Consider the following 15,016-nt stretch of genomic DNA (forward strand, 5'->3'; position numbering starts at 1 on the left):
CGCCGGAACCCCCGTCGGATTCCCGATGGCGGATACCGGCCCGGCGGGGCAGAATTCCCGGGTGACTTCTGACAGCGCGTTCCAGATCCGGCCGGTGCTCCCGAGCGAGCACGACGCCCTCGGCGACCTCACCGTCGACTCCTACCTCAAGGGCGGCTTCCTCATCGGAGGGCTCGACGACGGCTACACACCGCACCTGCGCGACGTCGCGCACCGGGCCGCCAACGCCACCGTGCTCGTCGCGGTCGACGGGGAGCGGCTGCTCGGCGGCGTGACCCTCGCGTTCCCCGGAAGCCCGCTCATGGAGCTGGGCGGCGACGGCGAGGCCGAGATCCGGATGCTCGCCGTCGACCCGGCCGCGGGCGGACGCGGGGTCGGGTCCGCGCTGGCGGCGGCGTGCGTCGAACTCGCGCGGGAGGCCGGCACGAAGCGCATGGTGCTGTGCTCGCAGCAGACGATGACCACGGCGCACCGGATCTACCGGAAGCTCGGCTTCGAGCGCGAGCCCGCGCTCGACTGGTCGCCGCTGCCGGACGTGCGGCTGTGGGCGTTCTCCCTGCGGCTCTAGAGGCCCCGGAGCCCCGCCGCTAGAGGAACGCCCCGTAGATCCGCTTGTAGTCGGCCAGCGCGTAGTCGACCTCCGCCTGGCCGAGGCCGTAGCGGGCGAGGTCGTAGCGGTGGCCGCGGGGGCGGGTGGCGAGGGCCGCGTCGAGGGCGGCCTGCTCGGCGAGGCCCCAGGGGAGGCCGAGGCGCTGGAAGAGCGCGGGGACCTGGCGGGGCGCCTCGGTCGTGAGGTGGCGGTAGGGGACGTCGATGACGGTGTAGGCGGGGAGGCGGGCGCGCTCGGTGCGGGCCCGGTCGGTGCCGGTGGCGAGGAGGCCGAGCCACAGGCGCCCGATGTCGCCGGGGTCGGCCTCGGTGGTGTTGACGGCCATGGCGGTCTCGGTCATGGAGCACAGCGAGGCGAGGGCGTCGGCGGGCTCGCGGTGGGTCCACACGATCTGCGCGTCGGGGAAGGCCTTCATGAGAGGCCCGAGGCTCCACAGGTGGGCGGGGGCGCGCAGGACCCAGCGGCGCTTGGGGCCGCCGTGCTGGAGGACCTGGAGGGTCTGCTTGAGGTAGCGGTAGTCGGGGGCGGCGTCGCGGTCGAGCATCCACTGGACGTAGCCGGGCGGGTGGATGCGCACGAGGTGGCCGACGCCGTGCGGGAGGACCCAGATGCACGAGTCGGGCTTGTCGGGGTGCATGTCGTAGAGGGCGCCGAAGGTGGGGACGGCCTTGTGCATGGCGTCGACGGTGCGTTCGGTGCGGCGGCGGTGGTCGTGGTCGGGGGCGCCGGGGAGGTCGGGGTGCATGAGCTGGTGGAGCAGGGGCGAGCGGTTGCCGACGGGGACGGCGAGGAGGCGCTGGAGGAGCGTGGTGCCGGTGCGGGGGACGCCGGTGACAACGATGGGGCGGTCGATCCGCTCGTCGGCGATCTCGGGGTTGAGGGCGTGGAGCTTGCGGATGCGCAGGCGGTTCTCGATGCGGTCGGTGACCTCCTGGACGGCGCCGAGCCAGCCGACGGGGGTGAGGCCGGGGACCTCGGCGTAGGCGTGGAGGAGGGCCCGCATGTCGTCGGTGAACTCGTCGTCGCCGCGGGCGGTGGAGCCGGTGCGGCTCTCGGCGTCGCGGACGGCGCGCTCGACGAGGCGGTCGACCTTCTTGCGGCGGCCTGCGATGGCGGGGGTGAGGACCGTGTTGACGGCTCTGAGCCAGGGCGCGACGCGCTCCATCCGGGTTGACTCCTTTTGTGCCGCTTGTGGATAGAGGTGAGCCTACCGTCGTGCGACGGTAGGCCCGCCTCGGGTCCTGCCTGTGCAGGTTGTCACTGCGACTCTGCTGCCTACTGCGATTCCGGGTCGTACACCGACTCCGCCGGTTCGAGCGGGATCGCGGTCGCGAGCTGCGGTGCGAGCTCGGCGACGAAGCGGGCCGCGAGGTGGTTGGAGTCGCGGTAGACCAGGAGGTTGCCGACGACGACGGGGCAGGTGCCCTCGTCCACGTCGCACATCCACGGGATCGGGTCCACGACGTGGGCGCCCGCGTCCTCCAGGGCCGCTTCGGTGTCGGCGCGGCGGTCGGGCTTGATGACGGCGTCGTCGAGCCGCCCGACGCAGTTGGTGGCGTCCTGCGGGTTCTGGGCGAGGCAGTCGGGGACGTCCTCGCCGAGGTCGGGCGAGTCGGCGAGGTAGTAGACCTCGTCCGCGGACTCCTCCAGGCGCTCGACGCTGTCGACCCAGCCGTCGGTCCACGCCTCGTCGGGGTCGTCGGCGAGGACGTCCTTGTCGTCGTAGGTCGCGGCGACCACGGCGTCGGGCTCGACGTCGTCGAGGAGGTCGTAGACGCCGTCCTTCCACTCGGGGCACTCGGTGTACTCGCGTTCGAGCTTCGGGTCGTACTCGCGCACGTCGGGGACGGAGCAGTTGGCCTTGGTCATGGCGAGCAGGCGCCATCCGGCGGCCTCGGCGAGCTGGTTGACGGCCGGGAACCACTGGGCGGCATGGGAGTCGCCGAACAGGACGAGGGTCTTGTCGCCGTCGGGGTCGCCGTACCAGCAGTCCTCGTCCACGTTCGGGTCGTCGCGCTCGACGACGCAGCCGTCGTCGTAGAGGGCGGGCTCGTCGAGCTTCGCGTCCTCCAGCGCGGGCGTGAGGTTCGCCGGGACGGTGTCCACATCGGAGGATTCGTCGAGGAGGTCCCACACGGTGGCGTCGTCGCCGGTGATCTCGGCGGCCTCCTCGTTGGAGGCCGCGGGCATCGGCTGGAGCGAGGCGAGGATCGACAGGGCGAGCGCGCCGGTGATGAGCCCGCCGCCCATGGCGAGGGCCCGCGAGGGCACCTGGACGAGGGTCTTGCGGGTCCGGATCGGGTTCTCCACCAGGTGGAACGTGGCGACGGAGAGCAGGAACGCGGCGGCCATGAGCACCAGGTAGTGGCGCAGGCGCGGCTCCTCGACACCGAGCATCGCGGGACCGATCATGACCAGCGGCCAGTGCCACAGGTACAGGCCGTAGGAGATCTTCCCGACGTACTGGGCGGGCGCGATCCCGAGCAGCGTCGTGGCGCCGAAGCGGTGCGGCGCGCAGCCCGCGGCGATGACGAGGGCGGTGCCCGCGACGGGGAGGGCCGCGGCGGTGCCCGGGAACGTGGTGCGCTCGCCGATGAGGAACACGGAGGCGACGATGAGGCCCAGGCCCGCCCAGGAGCCGACCGCGGCGGCCCACGCGGGCAGGCGCTTCAGGCGCGCGGCGGCGACGGCCACCCCGGCGCCCGCGGCGAGCTCCCATGCGCGCGTGTGGATGCCGAAGTAGGACCAGACCGGGTCGGGGCCGGACTGAGTTGCGCTCAGGTAGAGCGAGGCGGCGCCGATCGCGGTGAGCACCACGGCGATCGCGGCGGTGCGGCGGCGGCGCAGGTGGTCCTCGGGGGCGAAGCGCCCGCCCCAGATTCGGCGCGCGAGCAGCGCGACGGCGAGGAGCAGGAGCGGCCAGAGGAGGTAGAACTGCTCCTCGACCGCCAGGGACCAGAAGTGCTGGAGCGGCGAGGGCACGGCGTCCGCGTTCAGGTACTCGGTGCCCTCGCGGGCGAGGCGGATGTTGACGACGTTGAGCGCGGCGGCCGCGGCGTCGGTGGCGATGTCGGGGAGCCTGGTGCGCGGCAGCCAGATCCAGGCGGCCGCGAGGGTCGCGGCGAGGACCACGGCGGCGGCGGGCAGGAGGCGCACGGCGCGCCGGGCGTAGAACCCGGTGATGGAGACGCGGCCGGTGCGGTCGATCTCGCGCAGGAGCAGCGAGGTGATGAGGAAGCCGGAGATGACGAAGAAGACGTCGACGCCGACGAAGCCCCCTTCCGAATAGAAGAAGCCGATGTGGGACGCGATCACCGCGCCCACGGCCAGGGCTCTGAGTCCTTCGATGTCGGGCCGCCAGTGGCCCGGTCGCGACCCGGGCTCCCGGGTCGGGGCCGCTGGGGCCGGTATGGGGGCGCCGCCGCTGGGCGTCGCCTGTTGTTCCGCGTTGGTCAGACGCATAAATCGGGTCTCCGCAATGGTTCACCGGGCAGGGACAAGCCGGTCGGGCAGGACCGGCTGCTGACGATGGGGGTCGGTACCGGGGACGAACGCCGACCATAGCATTCGCCCCTTACCGGTACCGACCCCCTCGAAATCGGTGAAATCAGCCTCAATCAGCGTGCTCACCGTGCGTCAGGACGCTCCCGGATTGCGGGAGCCCGCCTACGGGACCCCAGGTGATTCGGGGGTCTGCCGGAGCAGGCCCTCCTGGGTCGCGGAGGCGAGGTACTGTCCCGCGGCGTCGAAGAAGCGGCCCTGGGCGAGCCCGCGGCCGTCGGCCGCGGTCGGGGAGACCGAGTCGTACAGGACCCAGTCGTCGAACCGGAACGGGCGGTGGAACCACATGGCGTGGTCCAGGCTCGTCCCGAGGTACCCGCCGGGGCCCCAGACGGCGCCGTGGCGGGACAGGACCGAGTCCAGGAGCGTCAGGTCAGAGGCGTACGTGAGCACGCACACGTGGATGAGCGGGTCGTCGGGGAGCTTCCCGTCGGCCTTCATCCACACCCGCTGCCGCTCCAGGGCCGGGCGCTCCCCCGAGGCGGAGAAGCCCGAGCCGCCGAAGTACCGCACGTCGATCGGACGCGGCACCCGCGCCCACATGCCGAGCCGGTCCGGGTGCGACTTGAGCTGCTCGCTCAGCGGCGGGATCGACTCAGGGGAGGGCAGGTCCGGCGGGGCCGGGTCCGCGTGCTCCAGGCCCGGCTCGCCGGTGTGGAACGACGCGGACATGAAGAAGATCGTCTGCCCGCCCTGGAGGGCCACGGTGCGCCGCACCGAGAACGAGCGGCCGTCGCGGATGTTCTCGACCTGGTAGATGATCGGCCTGTCCGAGTCGCCGGGGCGCACGAAGTACCCGTGCAGCGAGTGGACGCGCCGGTCGGCCGGGACGGTCCGCCCGGCGGCCACCAGCGCCTGCCCGGCGACCTGGCCGCCGAAGACCCGCTGGAGGCCGACCTCGGCGCGCGGCCCGCGGAACAGGCCCGCGTCGATGCGCTCCAGGTCGAGGACGCCGAGGAGCGAGTCCACGGCGTCCTGGCCCACGAGGACCTCGACCATCAGGAGCCGATCTGGTGGACCCGGACCGTGTTGGTCGAGCCCGGCGTGCCCGCCGGGGTGCCCGCCACGATGACCACGAGGTCGCCGGGGGCGGCCAGGTGGTGCTCCTGCACGGTCTTGTCCACCAGCGCGAACATCGCGTCGGTGTGGTCGACGTGCTCGACGAGGTACGCGTCGGTGCCCCACGAGAGCGCCATCTGGTTGCGGACCGACTCGATCGGGGTGAGGCCGAAGATCGGGCGGTTCGGCTTCAGGCGCGCGAGGCGCTTGACGGTGTCACCCGTCTGCGTGAACGCGACGAGGGCCTTCGCGCCGATCGCGTCGGCGATCTCGGCGGCGGCGTGCGTGACGGCGCCGGACTTGGTGCGCGGGTCGTGCTTGAGCTCGGCGAGCGGGATCGGGCCGCACTCGGTGGTCTCCACGATCTTCGCCATGGTGCGGACGGTGCCGATCGGGTACTTGCCGACCGAGGTCTCGCCGGAGAGCATCACGGCGTCGGTGCCGTCGAGGACGGCGTTGGCGACGTCGGAGACCTCGGCGCGGGTCGGGCGGGCGTTCTCGATCATCGAGTCGAGCATCTGGGTGGCGACGATGACCGGCTTCGCGTTCTCGCGGCAGAGGCGCACGATCTCCTTCTGCACGATCGGGACCTCGTCGAGGGGCATCTCGACGCCCAGGTCGCCGCGGGCGACCATGACGCCGTCGAAGGCCAGGACGATCTCTTCGAGGCGCGCGACGGCCTCGGGCTTCTCGATCTTCGCGATGATCGGGCGGCGCACGCCGACCTCGTCCATGACCTTGTGGCCCAGGCGGACGTCGTCGGGGGTGCGCACGAACGACATGGCGATGAGGTCCACGCCCAGGTTCAGCGCGAACTTCATGTCCGAGATGTCCTTCTCGGAGAGTGCCGGGACGCTGATGTTCACGTTCGGGAGCGACAGGCCCTTGTTGTTGGAGACCGGGCCGCCCTCGACGACGAGGCACTCGACGTCGGTGTCGTCGGCGCCGAGCACTTCGAGCGCCAGCTTGCCGTCGTCGACCAGGAGGCGGTCGCCCTTGGTGACCTCGGCCGGCAGCTTCTTGTAGGTGCAGGACACGCGGTCGTGGGTGCCGTCGATGTCGTCGGAGGTGATCTTGATGCGGTCGCCCGCGTTCCACTGCTCCGAGCCGTTGGCGAAGGTGCCGAGGCGGATCTTGGGGCCCTGCATGTCGGCGAGGATCGCGACGGGCTTCCCGGCGGCCGCGGCGGCGTCGCGGACCATCTGGTACACGGCCTCGTGGTCGGACTGGGCGCCGTGCGAGAAGTTCATGCGGGCGACGTTCATCCCCGCGTCGATCAGGCCGGCCATGCGCTCGGGCGTGGCGGTCGCAGGCCCGATGGTGCAGACGATTTTTGCTCTACGAGTCACCCTGCGATGTTATATCGGACGCTCACTCGCACTCAGGGGGTCACCGCAGTTGAGAGCTGTGATTCACCGTATGTGAATACGGAAAAAGCGTAGGCGGAATTGAGCGCAGTGGGTCCGGGGCGCAAGCGTCCGAACATATTTACTGCGCTCAATTCCGCCTATTGCACGTTATGCGGCGAGCGGTTGTGCGGAGGCCGCGACGGGCGCGGGGAGCGCCGTCTGGCCGCCGAGGTACCGGTGCGCGGCGGCGGCCGCGGCGCGGCCCTCCGCGATCGCCCACACGATGAGCGAGGCGCCGCGGTGGGCGTCCCCGGCGACGAACACGCCGGGCGCGTCCGTCTGCCAGTCCTCGCCGCAGTCGATCACGTTGCGGCGGGTGCGCTCGATGCCGAGCTGGCGCAGCAGCGGCTGGTCCTCGGTCCCGGCGAAGCCGATCGCGAGGAGCACCAGGTCGGCGGGGACGATCTGCTCGGTGCCGGGCACCGGGATCACGTCGCGGCGGCCCTGGGACTTGTCGACGGTGACCTCCGAGAGGCGCATCTGCCGCACGTGCCCGTGCTCGTCGCCGACGAACTCGGCGGCCGCGGAGCCGTAGTTGCGCTCCCCGCCCTCCTCGTGCGCCGGGTAGTTGCGGACGATGACCGGCCAGGTCGGCCACGGGTCCTTCGCGGCGTCGCGGTCGGCCGGGGGCATCGGGTACAGGTCGAGCTGGCGGACCGAGGCCGCGCCCTGCCGGTGGGCCACGCCCAGGCAGTCCGCGCCGGTGTCGCCGCCGCCGATGATGACCACGTGCTTGCCCTTGGCGTCGATCGGCGCGAACGGGGCCTTGCCCGCCGCGACCTGGTTGGCGCCCACGAGGTGCTCCATGGCCTGGTGGATCCCGGCGAGGTTCCGGCCGGGCTGGTCGGTCTCGCGGCCTTCGAGGGCGCCCACGGCGAGCACGACCGCGTCGTGGCGCTCCCGCAGGTCCTCGGCGGTGATGTCGACGCCGACGTTCACGTCGCAGAGGAACTCCACGCCCTCGGCGCGCATCTGGGCGACGCGGCGGTCGATGTGGTGCTTCTCCAGCTTGAAGTCGGGGATGCCGTAGCGCAGGAGCCCGCCGGGGGCGTCGTCGCGCTCGTACACCGTGACCGCGTGGCCCGCGCGGGCGAGCTGCTGGGCCGCGGCCAGGCCCGCCGGGCCCGAGCCGACGACCGCCACGGACTTGCCGGTCGCGGACGAGGCGGGGCGCGGCTCAACGTTGCCGTCGTCGAAGGCCCGGTCGATGATCTCGACCTCGATGTTCTTGATGGTCACCGGGTCGTCGCCGATGCCGAGGACGCACGCGGCCTCGCACGGCGCCGGGCACAGCCGCCCGGTGAACTCCGGGAAGTTGTTCGTCGCGTGCAGCTGCTCGATCGCGGCGCCCCACCGGTCGGTGCGCGCCAGGTCGTTCCACTCGGGGATGCGGTTCCCGAGGGGGCAGCCGTTGTGGCAGAACGGGATGCCGCAGTCCATACAGCGCGAGGCCTGGGCCGTCACGAGCTCGTTCGACGTGCGCGTGTACACCTCGCGGTTGTCGAGGATGCGCACCGGGATCGGGCGCTTCTTCGGGACCTCGCGCTGGTGCTGGAGGAATCCGCTGGGGTCAGGCATTGTCGGCCTCCGTCTGGGCTTGCTGGAGGGCGAGAACGGCCTTGTACTCGCGCGGGATGACCTTCGTGAAGCCGCTGGCGGCCTTGGGCCAGTTGCCGAGCAGCTCGGACGCGACCGCCGAGCCGGTGGCCCGGCCGTGGCGCAGCAGCAGCGAGTGGACCAGGTCGATGTCGGAGGCCGACAGCGGGTCGAGGTCCGCCAGCGCGGTGTTGGTGCGGGACTCGTCGAGGCGCCACACGTAGGCGGTGCCGCCGGACATGCCGGCCGCGAAGTTGCGGCCGGTGGGCCCGAGGACGAGGACGGTGCCGCCGGTCATGTACTCGCAGCCGTGGTCGCCCACGCCTTCGACGACGGCGACGGCGCCGGAGTTGCGGACGGCGAAGCGCTCGCCGACCTTGCCGCGGATGTACGCCTCGCCGGAGGTCGCCCCGTACAGGAGCGTGTTCCCGGCGATGATGTTGTCCTCGGCCTTGAAGGGGGCCCCGGCGTCGGGCGTGAGCACGAGGCGCCCGCCCGAGAGGCCCTTGCCGACGTAGTCGTTGGCGTCGCCGACGAGCTTGAACGTGGCGCCCTTGGTGAGGAACGCGCCGAAGGACTGCCCGGCGGTGCCGCGGAAGGTGAGCTTGACGGAATCCTCGGGGAGTCCCTCGCGGTGGGCGCGGGAGACGGCCGCGCCCAGGAGCGCGCCGACGGACCGGTCGGTGTTGCGGATCGGCAGGTCGGCCTCGACGCGCTCGCCCGATTCGATGGCGGGGCGGGCGAGGTCGACCAGGGCCGCGCCGAGCGTGGCGTGGACGCCGTGGTCCTGGACGGTGGCCTGGACGCGGGGCCCGGCGACGGGGGCGGCGATGACGTTGGCGAGGTCCACGCGGGCGGCCTTGCGGCCGGGCGCGGGGAGCTGCTTGAGGCGCTCGACGTCGCCGATGGCCTCGTCGAGGCTCCGGTAGCCGAGCTCGGCGAGGAGCTCGCGGACCTCTTCGGCGATGTAGCGGAAGAAGTTCTCCACGAACTCGGGCTTGCCGGTGTAGCGCTTGCGCAGGACCGGGTCCTGGGTGGCGACCCCGACCGGACAGGTGTCGAGGTGGCAGACGCGCATCATGACGCAGCCGGCGACGACGAGCGGGGCGGTGGCGAAGCCGAACCCTTCGGCGCCGAGGAGCGCGGCGACGACGACGTCGCGGCCGGTCTTCATGGCGCCGTCGACTTCGAGGCGGACGCGGTCGCGCAGGCCGTTGCGGATGAGGGTCTGCTGGGCCTCGGCGAGGCCGATCTCCCACGGGGTGCCCGCGTGCTTGATCGAGTTCGCCGGGGACGCGCCAGTGCCGCCGTCGTAGCCGGAGATGAGGATGGTGTCGGCCTTGGCCTTGGAGACGCCCGCGGCGACGGTGCCGACGCCGACCTCGGACACGAGCTTCACGTGGACCTCGGCGTCGCCGCCTCCGGCGTGCTTGAGGTCGTGGATGAGCTGCGCGAGGTCCTCGATGGAGTAGATGTCGTGGTGCGGGGGCGGGCTGATGAGGCCCACGCCCGGGGTCGCGTTGCGGGTCTTGGCGATCCACGGGTGGACCTTGTTGCCGGGCAGCTGGCCGCCCTCGCCGGGCTTGGCGCCCTGGGCCATCTTGATCTGGATGGCGTCGGCGGTGGCGAGGTACTCGGAGGTGACGCCGAAGCGGCCGGAGGCGACCTGCTTGATCGCCGAGCGGCGCTCGGGGTCGTAGAGCCGGTCGACGTCCTCGCCGCCTTCGCCGGAGTTGGAGCGGCCGCCGAGGCGGTTCATGGCGACGGCGAGGGTCTCGTGGGACTCCGAGGAGAGCGCGCCGTAGGACATCGCGCCGGTGTGGAACCGCTTGACGATGGCCTCGACGGGCTCGACCTCGGCGAGCGGGACGGCCGGGCGGTCGTCTTCGAAGCCGAGCATGCCGCGCAGGAGCCCGGAGTCGGCGGCGATGGCGTTCACCTTGTCGGTGTAGCGCTTGAACACCTCGTACTGGCCCGAGCGGGTGGCGTGCTGGAGCAGGAACACCGTCTCGGGGTTGAACAGGTGGACCTCGCCTTCGCGGCGCCACTGGTAGTCGCCGCCCGGGGGCAGCGGCTCGGTGGCCTCGACGGTCCGCTCGTAGGCGGCGCGGTGGCGCTCGGCGACCTCTTTGGCGAGGGTCTGGAGGCCGATGCCGCCGATGGAGGAGTCGGTGCCGGTGAAGTAGCGGTCGACGAAGTCGGCGTCGAGGCCGACGGCCTCGAAGATCTGCGCGCCGGTGTAGGACGCGATCGTGGAGATGCCGATCTTCGACATGACCTTGAGGACGCCCTTGCAGAGCGCGTTGATGTAGTTCTCGACGGCCTGCGCGGGTTCGGCGGCGACCACGCCCTGGGCGCTCAGCTCCTCGACGGAGTCGAACGCGAGGTACGGGTTGATCGCGGCGGCGCCGTAGCCAAGGAGGACCGCGGCGTGGTGGACCTCGCGGCAGTCGCCGGTCTCGACCAGGAGCGCGACCTTGGTGCGGGTCTGCTCGCGCACGAGGTGCTGGTGCACGGCGGCGGTGAGCAGGAGCGAGGGGATCGGCGCGAGGTCGGCGGTGGAGTCGCGGTCGGAGAGCACGAGGATGCGCACGCCGTCCTCGATGGCCTCGGAGACGTGGCGGCAGATCTCGACCAGGCGGTCCTTCATGCCGCGGGCGCCGTGGCGGGCCTTGTAGACCCCGGAGACGCGCACGGCCTGGAAGCCGGGCATGTCGCCGTCCTCGTCGATGTGGAGGATCTTCGCGAGCTCCTCGTTCGTGAGGATCGGGCGGGCGAGCTCGATCTGGCGGCACGAGTGCGGGCCGGGTTCGAGGAGGTTCCCCTCGGGGCCGACGGTGGTGCCGAGCGCGGTGACGAGCTTCTCGCGGATGGCGTCCAGCGGCGGGTTGGTGACCTGCGCGAACAGCTGCGTGAAGTAGTCGAACAGGAGCTTCGGGCGCTTCGAGAGCCCGGCGATGGGCGTGTCGGAGCCCATGGACACGAGCGGCTCTTCGCCGTTGGAGGCCATGGGGGCGAGGAACATGCGCAGCTCCTCGTCGGTGTACCCGAAGGTGAGCTGGCGGCGGCGCACGGACTCGGCGTCGTAGGTGCGGGGGCGGCGCTCGGGCAGCTCTTCGAGGCGGATGAGCCCGGCGTGGAGCCAGTCCCCGTAGGGGTGCTCCTTCGCGAGCGCGTCCTTGACCTCTTCGTCGTCGACGATGCGCCCGGCCTCGGTGTCGACGAGGAACATGCGGCCCGGCTCCAGTCGGCCCTTCTGGGCGACCTTCGCGGGGTCGATGTCGACGACGCCGGACTCGGAGGCGAGGACGACGAGGTCGTCGGTGGTGCGCCACCAGCGGGCGGGGCGCAGGCCGTTGCGGTCGAGGACCGCGCCGATCTGGACGCCGTCGGTGAAGCAGACGGCGGCCGGGCCGTCCCACGGCTCCATGATGGACGCGTGGTAGCGGTAGAAGTCGCGGCGCTTGGGGTCCATGGTGGCGTTGTGCTCCCACGCCTCCGGGACCATCATGAGCATCGCGTGCGGCAGGCTGCGCCCGCCGAGGTGCAGCAGCTCGACGACCTCGTCGAAGTTGAGGGAGTCGGAGCCGCCGGGGGTGTTGATCGGGAACAGGCGGCGCAGGCGCCCGGGCAGGGCCTCGGTCGCGAGCTCGGCCTGGCGGGCGGTCATCCAGTTGCGGTTGCCGCGGATCGTGTTGATCTCGCCGTTGTGGGCGACCATCCGGAACGGGTGGGCGAGCGGCCACGACGGGAACGTGTTGGTGGAGAACCGGGAGTGGACCAGCGCGATGGCGGAGGTCAGGCGCTCGTCGGCGAGCTCGGGGTAGAACTGCGGGACCTGCGCGGGGGTGAGCATGCCCTTGTAGACGACGGTGCGGCCGGAGAGGCTGACGATCGCGGCGCCGTCGAGCTGGCGCTCGCGCATCTCGCGCTCGGCCTGCTTGCGGACGCAGAACGCGAGCCGGTCGAGCTCGATCCCGGCGGCGGAGGCGTCCTCGGCGGCGAGGAACACCTGGGAGACGCGGGGCTTGGAGGCGAGCGCGGCCGCGCCGAGCCCGGAGTGGTCGGTGGGCACGTCGCGCCAGCCGAGGACGCGGCAGCCCTCGGCCACGGCGTACTTCTCGACGATCGCGCGGGTGAGCTGGACGGCGTCGTCGTCCTCGGGGGTGAAGACCAGGCCGGCGGCGTAGTGGCCGGCGGCGGGCAGGGGGAAGTCGACCGCGTCGCGGTAGAAGGAGTCCGGGATCTGGAGCATGATGCCGGCGCCGTCGCCCGAGTCGGGGTCGGGGGCGGTGGCGCCGCGGTGCTCCATGCGCACGAGCGCGGACAGGCCCCGCTCGATGACGCTGTGGGCGGCCCGGCCTTGCATGTCCGCGACGAAGGCGACGCCGCAGGCGTCGTGTTCCCAGGCGGGGCGGTAAAGACCGGGTGCGGGGTTCAGGGCAGAAACCAACCGTGGCCTCCTTCGTCGTCAAGCGCGCACGGCATGTGGGGATGCCCGTGCACGGCGGTGTTTCATACGGGACGACGTCGGCCCGAGAGAATGCAAAGTGTCAGCCGAGTGTAATGCATCGCTCATCTTTCGGACACCATCGTCCTACGATCCGAGCAGGTCGCGCGGTTTTTCTGAACGAGCCCTCAGGCGGACCCCCGGCAAGTGCGCAACCTTCGCGTAATGGAGGTGTAACAGCACCTCGCACCGGGACCGGGCCGTGCGGGCCGGTGGACACGGGTGGTTAGAGTGATCCCCATATCGCACGGTGCCCATCCCGTGCAGGCACCCCTCGACCAGAGTACGTTCGCAAGGAGTCTTCTTCCAATGACCTATCCCCCGCCCCCTGGCTACGGACAGCAGCCGCAGCAGCCGGGCTACCCGCCGCAGCAGCCGGGCGGGTACGCCCCCCAGCAGCCCGGCTACGGCCAGCCTTCGCAGCCGCAGCAGCCCGGTTACGGCCAGCAGCAGCCCGGCGGCTACCCGCCTCCTCCCGGAACGCCCGGGGGCCCCTACGGCGCTCCCCCGCCCATCCCGCCGTCGGGCGGCGGCGGCAACGGCGGCCTGGTGTGGAAGATCCTGGCCCCCATCGCGGTCGTCCTCATCATCGGCGTCGTGTTCGTCGTCCGCCTCATGTCGAACGACGGCGACGTCGGCAACACCCTCGACGACATGACCGACTCCGACACGTCGGCGTCCGTCGCCGAAGGCGACTGCCTCATTGAGGACCTCAACTCGACCACCACGTCCACCGACACGGACCCGACCGCCGGCCTCACCGCCGAGTGCGAGGCCGCCGAGGCGTACTGGACCGTCAACAAGCTCGTCGACGACCCCGACCTGCGCGCCGACTCGCTCGGCGAGCTGGAGGACTACGCGGGCGTCGAGACCGAGTGCGGCGCCGTGGCGCTGCGCGGCGCGTTCGGCGAGGTCTGGCAGTCGTACTTCTACGTGTACGACTGGGACGGCGGCAAGGTCGACTACCTGCTGTGCCTGACCGCGATCGAGAAGGAGAACGCCGACGGCGCGCTCCCGGTCACCCCGAACACCGGCGACTGCGCCGACGCCAACGGGCTCAAGATCGACTGCTCCGCCGCGGGCGCGCTCTACATCGTCGAGGAGACCGAGACCTACGACCCGCCGGTCGACGAGGCCTCGTGGGACTACACCACCGCGGTCGGCGGGTGCCCCAACTCGGGCTACTACGCCACGTCCCTGATCGGCGGCGACGGACTCGTCTGGGGCGCCTACTGCTCCAGTGACAACGTCTAGCGCCGCAACGACATCGAGGGCCGTCCCCGCACTGCGGGGGCGGCCCTCGCCCTCTCACCAGCAGGGCCCGTTCGCCCGACCCGCCTATGATGGAGGGGAACCGCCCCGAGCACGGCCACCCGACGGAGAGCCGCCATGACCTACCCGCCCCCGAACCCCTACGACCCCTCGCAGCAGCAGCCGGGCTTCGGCCAGCCGTCCGCGCCCCAGTTCGGCCAGCCCTCCGCGCCGCAGCACTACACGACCGACGCCGACCCGTACTCTCGCCCCGACGTGTACGGCCCCGGCACCGGCTACGGCAGCCCGCCGCTCAACGTGCAGCCCGGCAGCGCCCCGCCCGGCCAGCCGTACTCCCCCGGCGCCCCCGGCTACGCGCCCGGCCAGCCCGCCGGGTTCCAGCCGCCCCCGCCGCCCGGCCCGCCCGGCGGCGCGTTCGTCCCCGGCCAGGCCGCGCCCCCGCCGCCGCGGACCGGCGGCAACACCAAGCTCATCGTCACCCTCGTCGCCGTGGTCCTCGCCGTCGCCGTCGGCGGCACCGTCCTGGCCCTGAGCCTCGGCGGCGACGAAGGCGACCCCGTCGCCGACGAGTCCACCAGCCAGGCGGCCGAGGAGGAGACCACCGGCGCGGGCGTCGAGGAGAGCTCCGAGGAGCCCACCGAGACCGAGACCAGCGCGGGCGAGTCCGAGTACCGGGTGCCCGCCGAAGGCGAATGCATCGAGAACGTCACCACCGGCTTCTACGTCGTCGACTGCGAGGCCGAGACCGCCTACTGGTACGTCGTGCACATCGTGCAGAACCCCGCCGACGCCGACCCGAGCGACCCGACCCACGCCGTGGCCGCCGCCGACGCGTGCGAGGGCTACGAGTGGACCCAGTACTACTACACCGACACCGCGATCGCCGCGAGCCGCGACTGGGACCCCGACATCGACTCGATCACCGCGCTCTACTGCGTCCGCGAGGTCGAGTAGCAGCGCCGAGCACCGCAGCCGAGTGGCCTACGGCCCCAACGAAGG

General features: G+C 72.0%; 9 protein-coding genes. 3 read left to right on the forward strand and 6 right to left on the reverse strand.

Annotation, left to right across the window (positions count from 1 at the left end):
• Positions 1-61: 61 nt before the first annotated feature.
• Positions 62-568 carry a GNAT family N-acetyltransferase gene (locus B0I28_RS18970; RefSeq protein WP_219926853.1) on the forward strand — a complete coding sequence of 169 codons (507 nt, stop codon included), beginning with the start codon at positions 62-64 and terminating at the stop codon, positions 566-568.
• A gap of 19 nt (positions 569-587) precedes the next feature.
• Here the strand turns inward: B0I28_RS18970 and B0I28_RS18975 are convergent, their stop codons facing one another.
• The 6 genes from B0I28_RS18975 to gltB all read right to left on the reverse strand — a co-directional run bounded on the left by B0I28_RS18975 (position 588) and on the right by gltB (position 12,688).
• A complete protein-coding gene (locus tag B0I28_RS18975) occupies positions 588-1,775 on the reverse strand; it encodes a sulfotransferase family protein (RefSeq protein ID WP_106365407.1) in 1,188 nt (395 codons plus the stop codon).
• Between the two features lie 110 nt (positions 1,776-1,885).
• Positions 1,886-4,072, reverse strand: coding sequence for an acyltransferase family protein (locus B0I28_RS18980; protein ID WP_106365408.1), 2,187 nt, complete (start codon positions 4,070-4,072; stop codon positions 1,886-1,888).
• 204 nt (positions 4,073-4,276) lie between these two features.
• Positions 4,277-5,170, reverse strand: coding sequence for an acyl-CoA thioesterase (locus B0I28_RS18985; protein WP_106365409.1), 894 nt, complete (start codon positions 5,168-5,170; stop codon positions 4,277-4,279).
• Positions 5,170-6,579, reverse strand: a complete 1,410-nt coding sequence (gene pyk, locus B0I28_RS18990; protein ID WP_106365410.1) for a pyruvate kinase — start codon at positions 6,577-6,579, stop codon at positions 5,170-5,172. The genes B0I28_RS18985 and pyk overlap by 1 nt, the downstream gene beginning before the upstream one ends.
• A gap of 168 nt (positions 6,580-6,747) precedes the next feature.
• Positions 6,748-8,217 (reverse strand): glutamate synthase subunit beta, encoded by a 1,470-nt coding sequence (locus B0I28_RS18995; RefSeq protein WP_106365411.1) that lies wholly within the window; start codon positions 8,215-8,217, stop codon positions 6,748-6,750.
• Positions 8,210-12,688, reverse strand: a complete 4,479-nt coding sequence (gene gltB, locus B0I28_RS19000; RefSeq protein WP_106365412.1) for a glutamate synthase large subunit — start codon at positions 12,686-12,688, stop codon at positions 8,210-8,212. The genes B0I28_RS18995 and gltB overlap by 8 nt, the downstream gene beginning before the upstream one ends.
• A 366-nt stretch (positions 12,689-13,054) precedes the next feature.
• Here gltB and B0I28_RS27350 point away from each other — a divergent pair, with 366 nt between their 5' ends.
• Positions 13,055-13,999 (forward strand): hypothetical protein, encoded by a 945-nt coding sequence (locus B0I28_RS27350; RefSeq protein ID WP_181245860.1) that lies wholly within the window; start codon positions 13,055-13,057, stop codon positions 13,997-13,999.
• A 135-nt stretch (positions 14,000-14,134) separates the two neighbouring features.
• Positions 14,135-14,971 (forward strand): hypothetical protein, encoded by an 837-nt coding sequence (locus tag B0I28_RS26935; RefSeq protein WP_146148167.1) that lies wholly within the window; start codon positions 14,135-14,137, stop codon positions 14,969-14,971.
• Positions 14,972-15,016 lie beyond the last annotated feature (45 nt).

The sequence above is a fragment of the Glycomyces artemisiae genome (genome assembly GCF_003002955.1).
In the GTDB taxonomy this organism is placed as follows: Bacteria; Actinomycetota; Actinomycetes; order Mycobacteriales; family Micromonosporaceae; genus Glycomyces; species Glycomyces artemisiae.

Bases quoted from the DNA above. Each gene is read 5' to 3' on its own strand.
- B0I28_RS26935 (WP_146148167.1), top strand. From the start codon at position 14,135: ATGACCTACCCGCCCCCGAACCCCTACGACCCCTCGCAGCAGCAGCCG.
- B0I28_RS18995 (WP_106365411.1), bottom strand. From the start codon at position 8,217: ATGCCTGACCCCAGCGGATTCCTCCAGCACCAGCGCGAGGTCCCGAAG.
- B0I28_RS18985 (WP_106365409.1), bottom strand. From the start codon at position 5,170: ATGGTCGAGGTCCTCGTGGGCCAGGACGCCGTGGACTCGCTCCTCGGC.
- B0I28_RS18980 (WP_106365408.1), bottom strand. From the start codon at position 4,072: ATGCGTCTGACCAACGCGGAACAACAGGCGACGCCCAGCGGCGGCGCC.
- B0I28_RS27350 (WP_181245860.1), top strand. From the start codon at position 13,055: ATGACCTATCCCCCGCCCCCTGGCTACGGACAGCAGCCGCAGCAGCCG.
- B0I28_RS18975 (WP_106365407.1), bottom strand. From the start codon at position 1,775: ATGGAGCGCGTCGCGCCCTGGCTCAGAGCCGTCAACACGGTCCTCACC.